Source organism: Kitasatospora mediocidica KCTC 9733 (assembly GCF_000744225.1).
Classification (GTDB): domain Bacteria; phylum Actinomycetota; class Actinomycetes; order Streptomycetales; family Streptomycetaceae; genus Kitasatospora; species Kitasatospora mediocidica.
Window position 1 is genome coordinate 1,959,532 of sequence record NZ_JQLN01000005.1, and the last position, 17,243, is coordinate 1,976,774.

Genomic DNA, 17,243 nt, shown 5'->3' on the forward strand with positions numbered 1-17,243 from the left:
ATCGCCGCGGTTATCCACAGGTTTTTCAAGGGGGGCTGACGGGCTCCAGGCATCGCGGCACTGTGAGGGCCAAGCCGAGGCCGTGAGCCCGGTCCGACGGGGAGCGCTTCGCCCGTCGGCGCCGGTGCGCACGGCTGAGATCCGACCCTCGTCGCCGCCGCCCTCGACCCGCCCTCGCCCCGCCGCCCTCGGCGGAGCCCTGGCGCGGTCGACGGCAGGTCGGCGATCATCCCGCTCCGGGGAGGCAGCCATGCCGACGACGATCGTCAACCAGTACGGTCCCGCGCCCGACGACTTCGAGCCGAGCGGGCCGCTCATCCTCACCGAGGACGACGCGCTCGCCGAACACCTGCTCCGTCTCTGCGCGGCCGCCGGTGCGGAGCCACAGCTCCTCTCCGGCGCTCCGCCGCCGCGCCACCTCTGGGAGGCCGCCCCGCTCGTCCTCGTCGGCGACGACCTGTCGGAGCGGTGCAGTGGGCTCGCCCGGCGAGCGGGTGTGCTGCTCCTCGGCCTGGATCTCGACGACTGTGAGGTCTGGGTCAGAGGGATCCAACTCGGCGCCGAACAGGTGCTGTTCCTGCCCGATGCGCAGGCCTGGCTGCTCGACCGGATCGCCGACGCGATGGAGGGGGTCGGCCCCCCGGCGGTGACCGTGGCGGTGCTGGGCGGGCGGGGCGGCGCCGGAGCCTCGACACTCGCCTGCGCGCTGGCCGTCACCGGAGCTCGGGCCGGCCATCGGACCATGCTGATCGACGCGGATCCGCTGGGCGGAGGGCTGGACGTCATGCTGGGCGGCGAGGCGACAGCGGGCCTGCGCTGGCCGGATCTCGCCGGATCCCGCGGCCGGGTGAGCGGCCACGAGCTGGCCAAGGCTCTCCCGTTGCTGCACAGCCTCACCGCGCTCTCCTGGGATCGAAGCGACTCACTGGTGATCCCGCCGGAGGCCATGCGCAGTGTGCTGGCGGCTGCTCGACGGCGGGGCGGGCTCGTGGTGCTCGACCTGCCCAGACATCTCGAGCCTGCCGCCTCGCAGGCCCTGGAACAGGCCGACACCGGGCTGTTGGTGATCCCGGCGGAGCTACGGGCGATGGCCGCGGCAGGCCGGGTCACGGCTGCAGCCCGGATGCGGCTGGCCGATCTGCGCGCCGTGATCCGCCTGCCGGGGCCGCTGGGGCTCCGCAGCGAGGAGATCGCCCGCGGGGTGGGGCTGCGACTGGCCGGCGAGGTCTCGCACGAGCCGGGTCTGACGGTCGACGCCGAGCGGGGTACGCCGCCCGGGTTGCGCACGCACGGACCCCTCGCCCGGTTCTGCGCCGCGTACCTCGACGAAGTCATGCCGCCCACCGTCATCGAAGGAGGAACCACCTCATGAGCAACCGCATGCACTTCACCCGGCATCCTTCGGAGCGTCACATCCCTTGGCAGGCCAGACCCAACCGCGTCCGGCAGCGCCCGAGCCCGGCGCCGCCGCGGCGCCGGTCCGGACGCGCCGGCGTGGGCCCCGGCCGGGGTTCGGACCCGGAGGGGAGGGCGGCGCTGATCGACGCGGTGCGGCTGCGCCTGGCCGAGGCCGGCGTCGCGCCGACGAGCAGCTCGGTCGCCGCCGCGCTGCGGGCCGCACAGCCCCCGTTGGGCGACGACGACGTGCTGAACACCGTCCGCACCCTGCGCTCCGAGCTGGTCGGAGCGGGCCCGCTCGACCAGCTGCTCTCGGCGCCCGACGTGACGGATGTGCTGGTCAACGGTCCGGACGAGGTCTGGGTGGACCGTGGGGGTGGGCTGAGCCGGGAGCCGGGAGTCAGCTTCCCGGACGCCGAGGCCGTGCGCCACCTCGCTCACCGCCTGGCCACCGCCGCGGGCCGCCGGCTCGACGACGCCAGACCCTGGGTCGATGCCCGGCTCCCCGACGGGACACGCCTGCACGCCGTACTGCCGCCGATCGCGACCGGGTGCACCCACATCTCGCTGCGGATCTGTCGGCCGCGGCCGTTCACCCTGGACGAGCTGGTGGCTGCCGACGCCCTGTCGGAGGCGGGTGCGGAGCTCCTGCACGCAATCCTGCGAGCCCGGCTCTCGTTGCTGATCAGTGGTGGCACCGGGAGCGGCAAGACCACGTTGTTGGCCGCGCTGCTGGGGCTGGTCGGCCCAGGGGAGCGGATCGTCATCGCCGAGGACTCGGCGGAGCTGCAGCCCGCGCATCCGCATGTGGTCCGACTGCAGAGCCGTCCCCCCAACCAGGAGGGTCTGGGGGAAATCACCTTGCGGGACCTGGTCCGGCAGGCCCTGCGGATGCGGCCGGACCGGCTGGTCGTCGGGGAGGTCAGGGGAGTCGAGGTGCTGGATTTGCTCGCGGCCCTCAACACCGGCCACGAGGGTGGCTGCGGCACGGTGCACGCCAACACGGCGGCCGATGTGCCGGTCAGGCTGGAGGCGTTGGGATCCATGGCGGGCCTCGAACGGCTCGCCGTCCACAGCCAGGTCCGAGCGGCGATCGATCTGGTGATCCACCTGGTCCGTGAGCCGAGGACCGGTCTGCGCCGGGTCGCCGAGCTGCACACGTTGGTAGGCGACGAGTCCGGGCTGGCGGTCACCGTACCCGCCGTGGTCTTCGCCCTGGACGGCACGGTCTCCCGTGGAGCCGGCTGGAGGCGTCTGGAGCGGCTCTGTGCCGCGAGGGGGGTTCCGGTGGGTTGGGGGATCGGATGAGCGGGCGCGCCGTGCAGGCGGTCCTGGCCCTGCTGCTCTGTCTGGCAACGCTCTCCGCGTGGGCCGGTCTGAACGGCCGTGCGCGAGGGCGGCGTCGGGGGCGGGCCGTGCTGGTCGGTCCGGCTGCGGCTGCGGCTAAGTCTGCGACGGAGGTCGACTCGGGAGTGCCCAGGCACTTCCGTGCACGTGGGCGCTCCCGTTGGCTGATCGTTGAACTCGCCTGGGTTCCTGTGGGCTTGGCCCTGTGGTGGGTGACGGGATCGCCGGTTCCAGCGCTGGTCGCAACCCTCCTGGTGCTTCCGCTGCGCCGGTGCCGGCTGCGGCGGCGAGTCGCGCGGGAGGCGCGGGGCAGGGCAGCGGCGATCACCGAGTTTTGTGCGGCACTGGCAGGGGAGCTGCGCAGCGGCGCCACCCCGGAACAGGCCCTGGAGTCGATTGCGGGCCGTGGCCGGTCGTCCGGGGGCCTGGATGTTCGCCTGGGACAGGAGGCCATCGTCCGGCTGGCCGCCGGGCGGTACGGAGCAGACGTGCCCGCGGCCTTCCGCTGGCTGGCGGAACTCCCCGGGGGCGGCGGTGCAGCGGCGATCGCGGCCTGCTGGCAGGTCACTTCGGACGGTGGTACCGGCCTGGCGACCGGACTCGACCGGGTGGCAGAGGCGCTGCGTGCGGAACGCGCGCTGGAGGACGAGATCAGGAGCGAACTGGCGGGGCCTCGGACGACCGCAGTGCTGCTGGCGGCCCTGCCGGTCTTCGGGTTGCTGCTCGGCGGTGCACTCGGTGCGCATCCGGTGACGGTTCTGCTGCATACCCCGCTGGGCCTGGGGTGTCTGGGCGCCGGAGCCGCACTGGAGGTGGCCGGCCTCGTCTGGACCGGAAGGATCGTCCGAGGCGCCCAGCATCTCGCGGGTGCGGGAAGACTACTGGGCAGTGGAGTTGGAGCCGGGGCTGCTACTGGAGTCGGTACCGGTAAGGGCTCGGAGCGAGCTGGCAGTCGGCGCGGATTGCGGTTCACCGCAGCACCCGTGGGGGTGGCGTGGTGAGCGGGACGATCCTCGATTCCTGCGCGGTGCCGTTGTCGGCGGTGGTGGACCTGCTCGGGCTGGCGGGAGTGCTGGGAGCGGGCGGCGGTGCGTTCTCGCTGGGCAGCTGGTTGCTGCGTAGGCGTCGGGCACGACGGCGTGCGGCACGGCTGGAAGAACCGTGGCAGGACACGGCACCGCAACCCCTCGATCAACGGTCCGCTGGGTTGGACGGGTTCGGTCCGGCTGGCGTGTCGATGAGCGCCACGGGCTTGGGAGTTGGGGGACGGGCCGCGCGGGGTCGGCGGTGGCCCTGGTCGTGGCGACGTCTGTGGAAGGAGTCGGCGCGCCCCGGGCTGGCGGGGCTGGCGGTGGCGGTGGCCGTCGGTGGTCCGGTCGGGCTGTTGGTCGGCGTGCTGCTGGCGGTGGCGTTGCAGCGGTGGCTGCCCGCAGAGCGTTCGGCAGCGGACCGTCGCAGGGAGCATGAGGACGCTCAGCTGGTCGCCCAACTTCCTTTGGCGTCGGAGCTGCTGGCTGCCTGTCTGAGTTCGTCCGCCACGCCGGCCCAGGCTGCTGCGGCAGTCGCGCAGACGGTCGGCGGTCCGCTGGGAGCGCGTTTGTCGGCCATCGCGTCCGAGCTTTCGCTCGGTGCGCCGCCGGTGCTCTGTTGGGGGCGCCTTGGCGACGATTGTCCGGCTCTCGCGCCCCTGGCGCGCTGCCTCGTCCGGACGAGCGTGAGCGGCGCGCCGCCGGCAGCTCCGCTCTCCGGGCTTGCCGTTGCCCAGCGAGCGACGGCGTCCCGAGCAGCCCATGAACGGGTCCGCCGCGCGGGTGTGTTGGCCACGGCACCGTTGGGCCTGTGTTTTCTGCCGGCCTTCGTCCTGATCGGCATCGTCCCGGTGGTCATGGGATTGGCGGCGTCCTTTGCGCATCGAATCTGAGCGCTGGGTCGCGTGCCGGATGCGCAATTGATCATCGTGCTGAAAACGGAAATCGTCAGAAAGACAGAAAGGAAGGTTCGTCCATGAATGAATTCTCTGTCGGCCCGGCCTCCGCTTCGGCCCTCGTTACCTCCCAGCCGTATGACCGAGTCGCGCTTACGCCTTCCAGCGGATCGAGTGAGCGCGGGCGTGGGCGGTGGCTCGGCGCATGGATCCGGCGGAGGGTCGCCGGCGGTGTGGACAGCGGGATGTCCACAGCGGAGTACGCGGTCGGGACGGTGGCGGCGTGCGGCTTCGCCGCGCTGCTGTACAAGGTGCTGACGGGTGGAGCGGTCACGGACGCCATGACCGAGCTGCTTAACCGGGCCCTCCATGCGGTCTGAACGGCTGCCGGCCCGGTGCTCGGATCGGGCCCGAGCAGCCCCTTCAGTCGCTGCCGTCACTGCCGTCACTGCCGTCGCTGTCGTCGTTGTTCGCGCTCGTGGCCGTGGCCGTGGCGGCCGCACCCGCCGTGGCCACCGCGCCCGGTCCGCTCGGCTCGCCACGCCCGGCCGGGGTGGGGCGGACGCTGGCTACGTGACCGCCGAGACAGCCGTCCTGATGCCCGTGCTGGTGCTGTTGGCGGCCGTGCTGCTCTGGGGCGTGCTGTCCACGGCGGTACAGCTGCGCTGCATCGATGCCGCGCGGGTCGGGGCCCGCGCGGCTGCCAGGGGAGACAGCGACGCGATTGCGGTCGCGCAGGCGGTGGCGCCGCGCGGCGCGTCGGTGCGGCTGACGACGGAGAAGGAGATGGTCCGGGTGGCGGTGGAGGCCGAGTGTCTGGGGCCGGGCAGGTTGGCAGCCGTGCTCTCCGTGCGGCTGACGGCGGACGCGGTGGCCGCCCGGGAGGACGTGATGGTGGAGGGGTTGGAATGACCAGGTTGAGAAGCCCCCGTCGAGGCACGAGGCTGGCGTCCCCGGCGTCCCCGGCGTCCCCGGCGCCCCCGGCCTCCGCAGCGTCCCCTGCGGCCGCGTCGACGCGGCCTTCCGCAGCGCCCGACCAGGGCTCGGCGACGCTCTGGTTGACGGTGTTGACGTTGCTCGGGTGCGCCGTCTTCGGCTTCGTTCTCGCCCTGGGCTCGGTGCTCGCCGCCCGACACCGTGCCGAGGCCGCGGCCGACCTGGCCGCCCTCGCGGCCGCCGATCACCTGCTGCTCGACGCGGACGGAGGCTGTGCGCGGGCGGCGGCAGTCGCCGCGGCTCAACAGGCCGCGCTGGTCTCGTGCACGGTGGACCCCGGGGCGGACAGCGTGGAGGTGCTGGTCCAGGTCCCCGTGCGAGGGGTGCGTGTCCCGGTGGGCCCGGCCACCGCGCGGGCGAGGGCCGGGCCGGTCCGGTCGTTCGGCGGCGCGAGCGACGGCGTCCAGCGGAGTTCCTGCTCGGCCAGCCGCGGCAGCCGCTGCGCCCTATCCGGCAGTCGCGCCGACCTGACCCTCGGTTCCCCCGCCCGTCCCGTCGCTGGCGCTGTCGGAGCCTGCGGGCTCCCCTGGCGGCTTGGGGGCGCCGGCGAGCAGGACGGTCAGCAGCCGCACGGCGCCGGCCTTGTCCAGCGGGTCGTTCCCGTTGCCGCACTTGGGCGACTGGACGCACGAGGGACAGCCGCGGTCGCACTCGCAGGCCGAGATGGCGTCGCGGGTCGCGGTCAGCCACTCGACCGCGCGATGGAATCCGTGCTCGGCGAAGCCGGCCCCGCCCGGGTGGCCGTCGTAGACGAAGACGGTGGGCCGCTGGGTGTCGGTGTGCAGCGGTACCGAGACACCGCCGATGTCCCAGCGGTCGCAGGTCGCGAAGAGCGGCAGCAGACCGATCGACGCGTGTTCGGCCGCGTGTGCGGCGCCCGGCAGCAGGTCGAACGGGATGGTCGCGTCGAGCAGCTGGTCCTCGGTGACGGTCCACCAGACGGCCCGGGTGCGCAGAGTCCTCGGCGGCAGGTCGAGTTTGCTCTCGCCGAGGATCTCGCCGGTCGAGATCCGCTTCCGCAGGAAGCCCACGACCTGGTTGACCACCTCGACCGAGCCGAAACTCAGCCTGCCCTCGCCCCACTCGACGGTCCGGTCGGTCGACAGCACCGAGATGCTGGTGGTGTCGCGGGCGGAGGTGGTGTACGAGGGGTTGGCGGCCTCGACCAGCGCCACCGAGGTCTCCAGGTCCAGGTGCTGGACCAGGTAGGTCCGCCCCCGGTGGAGATGGACGGCCCCGGTGTGCACGGTGGTGTGGGAGGCGGCCGCGTCCACCGTGCCCAGCAGGCGTCCGGTGGAGACCTCGACGATCTGGACCGGGTTTCCGCCGCTGCCGCGGAGGTCGACGGCGTCGGCTGCCCGTTCCCGCCGGGTCCAGTACCAGGCGCCGTCCGAGCGGCGCCGCAGCAGCCCGCGCTGTTCCAGGACCGGCAGCAGCTGCGCGGTCGACGGCCCGAAGAGCTTCAGGTCCGCCTCGCCGAGGGGCAACTCGGCGGCCGCCGCGCACAGGTGCGGGGCGAGGACGTGCGGGTTGTCCGGGTCCAGCACGGTGGCCTCTACCGGCCGGGCGAAGAGTGCCTCGGGGTGGTGCACCAGGTAGGTGTCCAGCGGGTCGTCGCGGGCGATCAGGATCGCGAGTGCCCCCTGGGCCTCCCGGCCTGCCCGGCCGGCCTGCTGCCACAGCGATGCCCGGGTCCCCGGGTAGCCGGCCAGCAGCACCGCGTCGAGGCCGGAGACGTCGACGCCCAGCTCCAAGGCGGAGGTGGAGGCCAGACCGAGCAGTCGGCCGGACTGCAGGTCATGCTCCAGCGCCCGGCGTTCCTCCGGGAGGTATCCGCCGCGGTAGGCCGCGACCCGCCCGGCGAGCGAGTCGTCGAGGTTGTCCTGCGCCTGCAGTGCGACCAGTTCGGCGGCGCGTCGGGAGCGGACGAAGGCCACCGTGCGGGTGCTGCCCGCCACCAGGTCCGTGAGCAGGTAGGCGGCCTCGCTGGTGGCCGTTCGGCGCACCGGTGCGCCGTGCTCTCCGACGTGTTCGGTCAGCGGCGGTTCCCACAGCGCGAAGACCATCGGTCCGCGGGGCGAGGCATCGTCGGTGACGGCCACGGCGGGCAGCCCGGTCAGGCGTTCGGCCGCCGCGGCCGGTTCGGAGGTGGTGGCCGAGGCCAGCAGGAAGGTCGGGTCGGAGCCGTAGCGGTGGCACAGCCGCCGTAGCCGGCGCAGTACCTGGGAGACGTGCGACCCGAAGACGCCCCGGTAGCTGTGGCACTCGTCGATCACCACATACCGCAGCGCCTTGAGGAAGGAGGCCCAGCGCGGGTGGGCCGGCAGGATGCCGCGGTGCAGCATGTCCGGGTTGGTCAGCACGTACGACGCGTACTGGCGGACCCACTCGCGTTCCTGCGGCGGGGTGTCGCCGTCGTACAGGGCCGCACGTACCCGGGTGGGCGCGAGTTCGGTGGCCCGGCGGCGTTGGTCGGCCGCCAGGGCCTTGGTCGGCGCGAGGTAGAGGGCGGTCGCGCCGCGGCCGTTGGCGGCCTCGGTGCCGGCCAGTAGGTCGCTGAGCACGGGAGCGAGGTATCCGAGCGACTTGCCCGAGGCGGTTCCTGTGGCGAGCACCACAGTTTGACCGGATGCGGCCAGAAGCATTGCCTCGGCCTGGTGCGCCCAGGGCCGCTCGATTCCGAGTTCCAGGGCGGCGGCGCGAATCTCCGGCCGGATCGTGTCCGGCCACGGGGCATGGCGCGCCAGGCGCGCGGGCAGATGCTCCGTATGGGTGAGCCGCTCCGAACGTCCCCGACTGGCGACCAGGGTCGCGAGCAGGGCCTCGGGCGGGCGATGGCGGGGCGGCATGAGGACCCAGTGTGTCACTGGAGTGACGGACAATCGCGGCAAGCCATCGTGCGGGCATGGTGCCAGGTGGTTGAATGATGCGGTGGCGGGCCAGTTGGCCGGGGCCGGCGGCACCTGGGCCGGTCACTCGACCATGCGGTGGAGATCGTATGGCCGGGATCGGCAGCCGAGAGCGGCCGAGGCCGCCCGACTCGCGGTACAACGCAATGTGACGTAGCAAGGCAAGGTGCTGGAGGTTCCGTGGACCTGTCCCTGTCGACCCGTACAGTCGGCGACCGCACGGTCGTCGAAGTTGGCGGCGAGATTGATGTGTACACCGCCCCTAAGCTGCGGGAGCAGCTGGTCGAGCTCGTCAACGATGGCAGCTATCACCTGGTCGTCGACATGGAGGGCGTGGACTTCCTCGACTCGACCGGCCTGGGTGTCCTCGTGGGCGGCCTGAAGCGGGTTCGCGCACACGAGGGCTCGCTTCGCCTCGTCTGCACCCAGGAGCGGATCCTGAAGATCTTCCGGATCACCGGTCTCACCAAGGTGTTCCCGATCCACTCCTCGGTCGACGAGGCCGTCGAGGCGACCGACTGAACGGGCTGAACGGCCCTAGCGGCCTGAACGACCGATCAACCCGGGCCACTGACCGGTCTGCCGATCCGTCGGCCGGCTGATTCCAAGGGCTCGTCCGCTCGACGAGCCGTCGGGTCCCTCGGCCATGCGTGGCCGGTGGATCCGACGGCCCGTCCGGTGGAGATCCTTCCTGGGCGGCCGACCGTCGGCTGTTCGGCGTCGGCAGTCTGGCTGGCTCCGTGCGGGTCGGCGGCCTGGCCTTCGTCGGGCCGTTGGGCTCTCGGTTGTCGTACTGCAGTCGGACTGCGGATCGATGCGATGCCTGGGTTCGGTCCGCCGTGATGTGGGCCGTAGGGTCGGCAGCAAGCGTCGGCGGTGTCTGCCGGACGCTCACCGGAAGTAACCCCGAGGGGGAGAAATGGCAACCGTCGAACTGCGATTCAGCGCCCTGCCTGAGCACGTGCGGACAGCCCGCCTGGTGGCCGCGGCGGTGGCCAGACGCGCCGGCGTGGACGAATCGGTACTCGACGAGGTCAGGCTGGCTGTGGGCGAGGCCTGCTCGCGGGCCGTCGGCCTGCAACAGCGTGGTGGCCTGAGCGGCGCGGTCCGGGTGGCCCTGATCGACCAGGAGAAGCGTTTCCTCATCGAGGTCGGCGACGGCGCGGGCTCGCTGAGCGACCTCGCGGAGCCCGGCACGGACGGTGACTCCGGGGAGGGCGTCGACGACACCCTCGGACTCGCGGTGATCACGGGCCTGGTGGAGGACCTGGAGGTTGGCCGCGACGACGACGGCGGGCTGATCAGGATGAGCTGGCCGGTCACCACCTGAGCGCGCCCCCTGATCGCACCAGCTGAGCGCGCCACCTGTGCTCACCAGCTGAGCGCACCATCAGCTGAGCGAGGTTTGCCGAAAAGAATCATGGGCTGTTGCCGGGAAGCGCAAATTTCCGGCAACAGCCCATGATTCTTTCTGCTTTCTGCTGCGCGCAGTCTATTTCGATCGTGGGTTGATTCCTACACTCCTGAATATCCGGTCGGGCCGGTGGATCGTGCCCGGTCGCCTGTGCCACCAGAGCCACTCGCGCGTCGTCCGGACAGGGGCGGCGCGCCAGTCGTCGGGGAGGACGCATGGCGGGAATCACTCTCATCACAGCTGATTCGGCAGACGCATTCGTGCACTCGCATACCTGGACCGGACTGGCCGACGGATCGTCGGGCACAGCCGTCCTCACCGACGGGAATCGGCTCGTCGTGCTGATCGTCGGGCTGGTCGCCCTCGCCGCGCTCGGGGTCGCGGTGATGATGGTGCGTCAAGTGCTCGCGTACGAGGCGGGGACCCCGGCGATGCGGCGGATCGCCGAGGCCATCCAGGAGGGCGCGAACGCCTACCTGGCCCGGCAGTTCAGGACCCTCGGGGCCTTCGCCGTCGGGGTGTTCTTCCTGCTCATGCTGCTGCCGGCGGACAGTTGGTCGCAGCGGCTCGGCCGTTCGGCCTTCTTCCTGGTGGGCGCGCTCTTCTCGGCGGCCACCGGCTATCTGGGCATGTGGCTGGCGGTCCGGGCCAACGTCCGGGTGGCGGCGGTCGCCCGCGACGTGGTGGCCGGCGAGGAGCAGCCCGCGCAGCACCGGGCGATGCGGATCGCCTTCCGTACCGGCGGCGTGGTCGGGATGTGCACGGTCGGCCTCGGACTGCTCGGTGCGGCGGTCGTCATGCTGGTCTACCAGACCAACGCGCCAAGGGTGTTGGAGGGTTTCGGGTTCGGCGCCGCGCTGCTCGCGATGTTCATGCGGGTCGGCGGCGGCATCTTCACCAAGGCGGCGGACGTCGGCGCGGACCTGGTCGGCAAGGTCGAGCAGGGCATCCCGGAGGACGACCCGCGCAACGCCGCCACCATCGCGGACAACGTCGGCGACAACGTGGGGGACTGCGCCGGGATGGCGGCCGACCTCTTCGAGTCCTACGCGGTGACCCTGGTCGCCGCGCTGATCCTGGGGCGGGCGGTGTTCGGGGACGTCGGGCTGGTCTTCCCGCTGATCGTCCCGGCGATCGGGGTGGCCACGGCGGTGCTGGGCATCGTCGCGGTGGCGCCGCGGGTGTCGGACCGCAGCGGGATGACCGCGATCAACCGCGGCTTCTTCCTCTCCGCGGCGGTCTCGGTGCTGCTCGTCCTCGGTGCGGTCTTCGCGTTCCTGCCGGGGAGTTTCAGCGGGCTGCACCACGTCCCGGCCGCGATCAGCGGGCACCGCGGCGACCCGAGGCTCTTCGCGCTGGCCGCGGTGGCGATCGGCATCGTGCTGGCGGTGCTCATCCAGCAGTTGACCGGCTACTTCACCGAGACCAGCCGCCGACCGGTGCAGGACGTCGGCAAGAGCTCGCTGACCGGCCCGGCGACCGTGGTGCTGTCCGGCATCTCGTTGGGACTGGAGTCGGCGGTCTACTCGGCCGTGCTGATCGGCGCCGCGGTCTACGGGGCGTACCTGCTGGGCGGCGGGTCCATCGTGCTCGCGCTCTTCGCGGTCGCGCTGGCCGGGACCGGGCTGCTGACCACCGTGGGGGTGATCGTGGCCATGGACACCTTCGGCCCGGTCTCCGACAACGCGCAGGGCATCGCCGAGATGTCCGGCGAGGTGCACGGCGCCGGCGCGCGGGTGCTCACCGAGCTGGACGCGGTGGGCAACACCACCAAGGCGATCACCAAGGGCATCGCGATCGCGACGGCGGTGCTGGCGGCGACCGCGCTGTTCGGCTCGTTCAACGACGCGATCGGCGAGGCGGTCTCCAGCGCCGGCGGCAACACCTCGGGGGCGGCGAGCCTGAGCCTGGACATCGCCCAGCCCAACAACCTGGTGGGCCTGCTGCTCGGCGCCGCCGTGGTCTTCCTGTTCTCCGGACTGGCCATCAACGCGGTCTCCCGGTCGGCCGGTTCGGTGGTCTTCGAGGTTCGCAGGCAGTTCCGCGACCACCCCGGGATCATGGACGGCAGTGAGACGCCCGAGTACGGCAAGGTGGTGGACATCTGCACCCGCGACGCACTGCGGGAGTTGGTCACCCCGGGCCTGCTCGCGGTGCTGGCGCCGATCGCGGTGGGCTTCGCGCTCGGGGTCGGCGCGCTGGGGGCGTATCTCGCCGGTGCGATCGGCACCGGAACACTGATGGCGGTCTTCCTGGCCAACTCGGGTGGTGCGTGGGACAACGCGAAGAAGCTGGTCGAGGACGGCGCGCACGGCGGGAAGGGCAGCGTCGCGCACGCGGCCACGGTGATCGGCGACACGGTCGGCGACCCGTTCAAGGACACCGCCGGGCCGGCCATCAACCCGCTGCTCAAGGTGATGAACCTGGTCTCGCTGCTGATCGCCCCGGCCGTGGTGCGGTTCAGCTTCGGCGTGCACGCCAGTGTCGGCGTGCGGGGGCTGGTGGCGGGGTTGGCCGCGCTGCTGGTGGTCGGCGCGGTCTACCTCTCGAAACGTCGGCCGGTGACCGTGGCGGACGCCGACGCGGACAGGCAGGCGCTGCCGGGGACGGGAGGGGTGGTCCCGGCAGAGGGCTGAGGCTGAGGGCTGAGGCAGAGGGCTGAGGGCTGAGGTGGGATGGGTGGGCACAGGGTGAGACAGGATTGACAAACTGTTGAAGCGGCGGCTTCTCTGCTGATCGGATGATCGGAGAAATCCCGATCAGCGCTCAGTCCACGAGAGGGAAGCCCCATGCGGATCCGCATCCTCTGGCCGGCCGGCCAGGCCACCGCGACCCTGCGGTCCACCCCGACCAGCGAGGCACTCTGGGAGGCGCTGCCGGTCAGCGCCTCCGCGAACACCTGGGGTGAGGAGGTCTACTTCGGCACGCCCGTCAGCGTCCCGCGCGAGGACGACGCGCAGCAGGTGGTGGAGCCCGGGACGGTCGCCTTCTGGACGGACGGGGACAGCCTGGCGCTGCCGTACGGGCCGACGCCGGTCTCGCGCGGCGGCGAGTGCCGGCTGGCCAGCCCGTGCAACCTGCTCGGAACGCTCGACGGTGACCCGCAGGTGCTGCGCACCGTGCGCGACGGCGACCCGATCCGGGTCGAGCGCGCCTGAGCGGCACCGCACCGGCGGGACGGCCGACCGTCACGGATCCCCCGTCCGGTAGTTTCACCGGGGACGGTTCGGGACTGGACGGAAAGGGCTCTCCTGGTGGACGAGCGAAAGCGGGCGGGCCGACGGCTGCTGGCGGTACCGGTGCTGGGCGCGCTGCTGGCGTCGGGCGCGGTCGCCTGCAGCAGTGACAACAGCGGTCAGTTGAACGCCTGGGCGAGCAGTGTCTGCGGCTCGATGCGCGACCCGGTCGGCCAGGCGCAGACCTCGCTGAACGACACCAGTCGGGTGGTGGCGGGTGAGGCGCCGGCCGATCTGCAGAAGCGCCTCTCCACCGACCTGGGGACGCTGAGCACCGCCAACCAGCAGATCGCGGACGCGATCACCAAGGCCGGCGTGCCCAAGACGGCCAACGGCGCCGGGCTGCAGAAGGACGCCGCCGCCGAGCTCGGCCAGGCCGCCCAGGGCTATCAGGGCATCCAGACCAAACTGCAGGCCCTGTCGACGAGCGACCAGGGCAAGTTCGCCGACGGGCTGAAGGGCATAGGCGACCAGGTGCAGCAGCTGGCCCGGCTCTCCACGGGGGCGTTGGCGAAGCTGCAGAGCGGTGACCTGGGGACGGCGATCGCCAAGCAGCCGGGCTGCAAGAGCTCCGCGACGGCCGGCGCGAGCGGCACCGGCGGCGCGAGTGGCGCGGCGGGTTCGCCCGCGGCCTCCGGTTCGCCCGCCGCCTCCGCACCGGCGGCACCGGGTTCGCCCGGAGCACCCGCCGCGCAGGGGTCGCCCGCAGCGCCCGCCGCGCCTGGTTCACCCGCGGCGCCCGCGTCGTCGGCTGCGGGCTCCGGCACGCCCGCCGCCAATCCCTCGTCCTCCGGGAGCCCGGCCGCCGCCGCCTCGCCGAGCTGACCCGTGGCGCGTGACCCGTGACCCGTGACCCGTGACGCGTGGCACCCAGTGGCACCGGCGCACCAAGCCGGTGCCGCCGCGAGGTGTGCGCCGCGCCGGGCGCGACAGGCGGGACAATGGCGGGGTGACCAAGCTCCCCGTTCCCGACCCCGCCCGCCTCGCCCGCCTGCGTGAGGCGCTCCTCGCCGCCTCCTACACCGCCGACGGCTGCCTCGATCTGCTCGGCCCCACGGGCTACGCCGCCCTCGCCCGCAGCGAGGCGGTCCCCGCCCTGCGGGCGACCCGCGGCGGCACGCCGCTGGAGACGCTGGTCCGGCTCTTCCTGCTCCAGCAGCCGGTGCCCTACACCGCGGCCGCCGCCGCGCTGCCGGTCGACGAGGCGCTGGCGGACGGCTGGCTGCTGCGGGACGGCGCCGAGGTCCGGGCCACCGTCGACGTGCGCCCGTACGCCAACGAGGTCGCCGGCCTGGACAGCGCCGACGCCTGGGTGGTCTCCGACCTCGGCTGCGCCGTCGGCGGCGCGGGCGGGATCGGTGCCGGCGCGACCGGTGACGCCGGTGTGGCCCGCCGGGAGTTGGTGCTGGGCGTGGGCGGCGCGTCCACCACGCTGGCGAACCTCGCCGTACGCCGTCCGGTCCGCGCGGCGCTCGACCTGGGCACGGGCTCCGGCGTGCAGGCCCTGCACGCCGCGCGGCACGCCCAGCAGGTCACCGCGACCGACCTCAACCCGCGCGCGCTGGCCTTCGCCCGGCTCACCCTGGCTCTCTCCGGCTTCGACAACACCGAGACCGCTGAGGGCAGCCTCTTCGAGCCGGTGGGGACACGGAAGTTCGACCTGATCGTCTCCAACCCGCCGTTCGTGATCTCACCCGGCAGCCGGTTCGTCTACCGCGACGGCGGCATGGCGGGCGACGAGCTGTGCCGGAGCCTGGTCCGCGGCGCCGCCGAGCATCTGGAGCCCGGCGGCTACTGCCAGTTGCTCGCCAACTGGCAGCACGTCAAGGGCGAGGACTGGCACGACCGGCTGGCCGGCTGGGTGGCGGGCACCGGCCTGGACGCCTGGGTGGTCCAGCGCGAGGTGCAGGACGTCGCCCAGTACGCGGAGCTCTGGCTGCGCGACGGCGGTGACCACCTCACCGCCGCCGCCGACTACCAGGCCCGCTACAACGAATGGCTGGACGCCTTCGAGGCGGCGCGGGTCGAGGGCATCGGCTTCGGCTGGATCACCCTGCGCGCCGCCGGGGCGGACCGTCCGACGGTCCGGATCGAGGAGTGGCCGCACCCGATCGAGCAGCCGCTCGGCCCGCACATCGAGCAGTGGTTCGCCCGGCAGGACTTCCTGCGCACGCACGACGACGCCGCGCTGCTCGCCGCCCGCTACACGCTGGCCGACGAGGTCGTCCAGGAACAGGTCGGCGCCCCGGGCGCCGAGGACCCGGAGCACGTGGTCCTGCGGCACAACCGGGGCATGCGCCGGGCGACCAAGGTGGACACCGTGGGCGCCGGCTTCGCGGGCGTCTGCGACGGCACCCTGGCGGCCGGGGAGATCGTCGACGCGATCGCCCAGTTGCTCGGCGAGGACCGGGTGTTGCTGCGTGACCGGGTCCCGGAGTCGCTGCGGATGCTGGTCGAGCAGGGCTTCATCGAAGCTGTCGGCTGACGATGCGTCAGGACTACTCCTGGGTCCCCGGGTTCAGGGGTGGTACAGCTCGTTGATGCTGGTGATCACGTTCTTGGAGTTGACCGTGACGTCGTAGCTGTTGCCGTAGCACTGGTAGGGCTGCGGCATGCTGTTCGGGGTGGCGAGGCATTCGCCCGCGAGCTTCATGAAGGTGTTCAGCTCCAGCGATTTGGTCTTCATGTCGGCCAGCATGCCGGTCTTGACGTCGTTGCTGAAGGAGTAGAGCTGCGGGGTGCCGTAGCCCTGGAAGTAGCCGTCGTTCGGGATGTCGGGACCGCAGACGAACTTGGTGTCCAGGGCCTTCATCCAGACCGAGGTGGCATGGCCGACGGCGGTCGCCACGATGACGCGGTGGCCCGGCTCCACGGCGTTGGCGGTGCAGTCGGCCGCCGGCTTGGCGGAGGCGGTGGGAGCGGTGGCCGGAGTGCTCGGTGCGGTGCCGGGCGCGGAGGTTCTGGCGGGTGCGGTCGGAGCGGCACCCGCCGGCGTCGGGTCGTCCGGCCCGCAGGCGGTCAGCGAGAGCGCGGCGCAGGCGAGGGCGGCGGCGGTGGCGAGCAGGCGGCGGGCTGACACGGTGGGGACCCCCAAGGTCTGACGGTGCGCCGGCCTGCGGGCCGGTCGACTTGCAGACGTCGCGGGCGGATCGCCGGGTTGCCACCGTTGCCCGGCTGTGACGTTCGACGGCCCGGCTGTGACCTTCGGTCCGGGAGTCGGCCGGGACGCCTGGGTGTTCACCGTTCCGTGGCCGAGACTTTCCCCTCCGTATGACCAATGTCGCGTCCGGGTTGTCTGCGGGCTGCCAGGCTCCCGCCGCAGGAGATCGCCGAGGAGGGCTGGGGACGTGGAGACGCCGACGGCGGTGCTGGCCGGGAGTGTGCTCGCGCTCTTCGGCAGCGCCTTGTTGTTCTGGTGCGCCGCAGAGTTGCGGCTGCGCCACCACCTGCGGCGACACGGAATTCCGGCCACCGCGCTGGTGGTCGCCGACGAGCGGACGGCCGACGCGCTGGACCCGGCTCCGCTGCTCTCCTACGCCACGCTCCCGGCGGTCTTCCCCGCCGCGGGGGGAGCGTGCGGCGGCGTCGAATCGGTCGCGGTGCTGGCCCGTCCGCGCGGGCGCACCCCGCTGCGCCGCCCCGCCGGGTGCGCCCCGGGCAGTGTCGTCCGGGTCTCCTATGACCCCCGGCGCCCCGCCCGGGTCGTCCTCACCGGCAGCGGGACTATGGCCTCGCTGCCGCTCGACGTGTTCTGGACGATTCTGGGCACCAGCAGTCTCGCCGCCGGTCTGAGCCTCCTCGCCTCCGTACTGACCCGCTGACGGAGCCCGCGTCAGGCGCGGCCCGTCCCGCCGACACCGGCCGGCGCTGCCCACTACCGCCCGCTACCGGCCGAAATGCGGCCCCGCCGAGCCCTCGCCGACACCCCGCTGGGGAGAACTGCGCGACACGAACGTCCATCATCGGGTTACCGTTCGAGTGGCGTCGGACGGGCTTGCCGGAGAAAAACCGGGATCCGT

Annotated in this window: 15 protein-coding genes and 1 pseudogene; 14 read left to right on the forward strand and 2 right to left on the reverse strand. The window is 72.6% G+C overall.

Annotation, left to right across the window (positions count from 1 at the left end):
* The first annotated feature begins 250 nt into the window (after window positions 1–250).
* The 7 genes and pseudogenes from ssd to BS80_RS40995 all read left to right on the forward strand — a co-directional run.
* Window positions 251–1,372, forward strand: a complete 1,122-nt coding sequence (gene ssd, locus BS80_RS22625; protein WP_035800073.1) for a septum site-determining protein Ssd — start codon at window positions 251–253, stop codon at window positions 1,370–1,372.
* Entirely contained in the window at window positions 1,369–2,706 is a 1,338-nt protein-coding gene (locus tag BS80_RS22630; protein ID WP_232246574.1) for a TadA family conjugal transfer-associated ATPase, read from the forward strand. Before ssd ends, BS80_RS22630 begins: the two co-directional genes overlap by 4 nt.
* Before the next feature lie 230 nt (window positions 2,707–2,936).
* Window positions 2,937–3,746 (forward strand): type II secretion system F family protein, encoded by an 810-nt coding sequence (locus tag BS80_RS22635; protein ID WP_063772033.1) that lies wholly within the window; start codon window positions 2,937–2,939, stop codon window positions 3,744–3,746.
* The gene (locus BS80_RS39575) at window positions 3,743–4,666 is read left to right on the forward strand and encodes a type II secretion system F family protein (RefSeq protein WP_157536486.1); all 924 of its coding nucleotides are present in this window, start codon (window positions 3,743–3,745) and stop codon (window positions 4,664–4,666) included. Before BS80_RS22635 ends, BS80_RS39575 begins: the two co-directional genes overlap by 4 nt.
* A gap of 212 nt (window positions 4,667–4,878) precedes the next feature.
* Window positions 4,879–5,049 carry a DUF4244 domain-containing protein gene (locus tag BS80_RS43000; RefSeq protein ID WP_035802473.1) on the forward strand — a complete coding sequence of 57 codons (171 nt, stop codon included), beginning with the start codon at window positions 4,879–4,881 and terminating at the stop codon, window positions 5,047–5,049.
* A gap of 193 nt (window positions 5,050–5,242) precedes the next feature.
* Window positions 5,243–5,581, forward strand: coding sequence for a TadE family type IV pilus minor pilin (locus BS80_RS41995; protein ID WP_035800076.1), 339 nt, complete (start codon window positions 5,243–5,245; stop codon window positions 5,579–5,581).
* Window positions 5,578–5,976 (forward strand): annotated as a pseudogene (locus BS80_RS40995) (Rv3654c family TadE-like protein); the annotation flags it as partial. The gene BS80_RS41995 and the pseudogene BS80_RS40995, both read left to right, overlap by 4 nt.
* Window positions 5,977–6,111: 135 nt before the next feature.
* Here BS80_RS40995 and BS80_RS22655 read toward each other — a convergent pair.
* A complete protein-coding gene (locus BS80_RS22655) occupies window positions 6,112–8,514 on the reverse strand; it encodes a DEAD/DEAH box helicase (RefSeq protein ID WP_083975075.1) in 2,403 nt (800 codons plus the stop codon).
* A gap of 240 nt (window positions 8,515–8,754) precedes the next feature.
* On the opposite strand from BS80_RS22655, the gene bldG reads away from it, so the two are divergent.
* From bldG to BS80_RS22690, 6 genes are all read left to right on the forward strand, one after another.
* Window positions 8,755–9,096 carry an anti-sigma factor antagonist BldG gene (gene bldG / locus BS80_RS22660; RefSeq protein ID WP_035800078.1) on the forward strand — a complete coding sequence of 114 codons (342 nt, stop codon included), beginning with the start codon at window positions 8,755–8,757 and terminating at the stop codon, window positions 9,094–9,096.
* A 397-nt stretch (window positions 9,097–9,493) separates the two neighbouring features.
* Window positions 9,494–9,904 (forward strand): ATP-binding protein, encoded by a 411-nt coding sequence (locus BS80_RS22665; protein WP_035800080.1) that lies wholly within the window; start codon window positions 9,494–9,496, stop codon window positions 9,902–9,904.
* Window positions 9,905–10,248: 344 nt separating this feature from the next.
* Window positions 10,249–12,624, forward strand: coding sequence for a sodium-translocating pyrophosphatase (locus BS80_RS22670; protein WP_051966925.1), 2,376 nt, complete (start codon window positions 10,249–10,251; stop codon window positions 12,622–12,624).
* Between the two features lie 153 nt (window positions 12,625–12,777).
* Entirely contained in the window at window positions 12,778–13,146 is a 369-nt protein-coding gene (locus BS80_RS22675; RefSeq protein WP_035800082.1) for a cyclophilin-like fold protein, read from the forward strand.
* Between the two features lie 96 nt (window positions 13,147–13,242).
* Entirely contained in the window at window positions 13,243–14,049 is an 807-nt protein-coding gene (locus BS80_RS37960; RefSeq protein ID WP_051966926.1) for a hypothetical protein, read from the forward strand.
* Window positions 14,050–14,173: 124 nt separating this feature from the next.
* On the forward strand, window positions 14,174–15,709 hold the full coding sequence (locus BS80_RS22690) for a DUF7059 domain-containing protein (RefSeq protein ID WP_035800093.1): 1,536 nt from the start codon (window positions 14,174–14,176) through the stop codon (window positions 15,707–15,709).
* Between the two features lie 33 nt (window positions 15,710–15,742).
* Here BS80_RS22690 and BS80_RS22695 read toward each other — a convergent pair whose 3' ends face one another.
* A complete protein-coding gene (locus BS80_RS22695; protein ID WP_035800094.1) occupies window positions 15,743–16,303 on the reverse strand; it encodes a hypothetical protein in 561 nt (186 codons plus the stop codon).
* Between the two features lie 268 nt (window positions 16,304–16,571).
* On the opposite strand from BS80_RS22695, the gene BS80_RS22700 reads away from it, so the two are divergent.
* On the forward strand, window positions 16,572–17,045 hold the full coding sequence (locus tag BS80_RS22700) for a DUF3592 domain-containing protein (RefSeq protein WP_035800095.1): 474 nt from the start codon (window positions 16,572–16,574) through the stop codon (window positions 17,043–17,045).
* Window positions 17,046–17,243 lie beyond the last annotated feature (198 nt).

Excerpts from the sequence above, each read along its gene's own strand:
- ssd (WP_035800073.1), top strand. The coding sequence starts at position 251 with ATGCCGACGACGATCGTCAACCAGTACGGTCCCGCGCCCGACGACTTC.
- BS80_RS22630 (WP_232246574.1), top strand. The coding sequence starts at position 1,369 with ATGAGCAACCGCATGCACTTCACCCGGCATCCTTCGGAGCGTCACATC.
- BS80_RS22655 (WP_083975075.1), bottom strand. The coding sequence starts at position 8,514 with ATGCCGCCCCGCCATCGCCCGCCCGAGGCCCTGCTCGCGACCCTGGTC.
- BS80_RS22665 (WP_035800080.1), top strand. The coding sequence starts at position 9,494 with ATGGCAACCGTCGAACTGCGATTCAGCGCCCTGCCTGAGCACGTGCGG.
- BS80_RS22675 (WP_035800082.1), top strand. The coding sequence starts at position 12,778 with ATGCGGATCCGCATCCTCTGGCCGGCCGGCCAGGCCACCGCGACCCTG.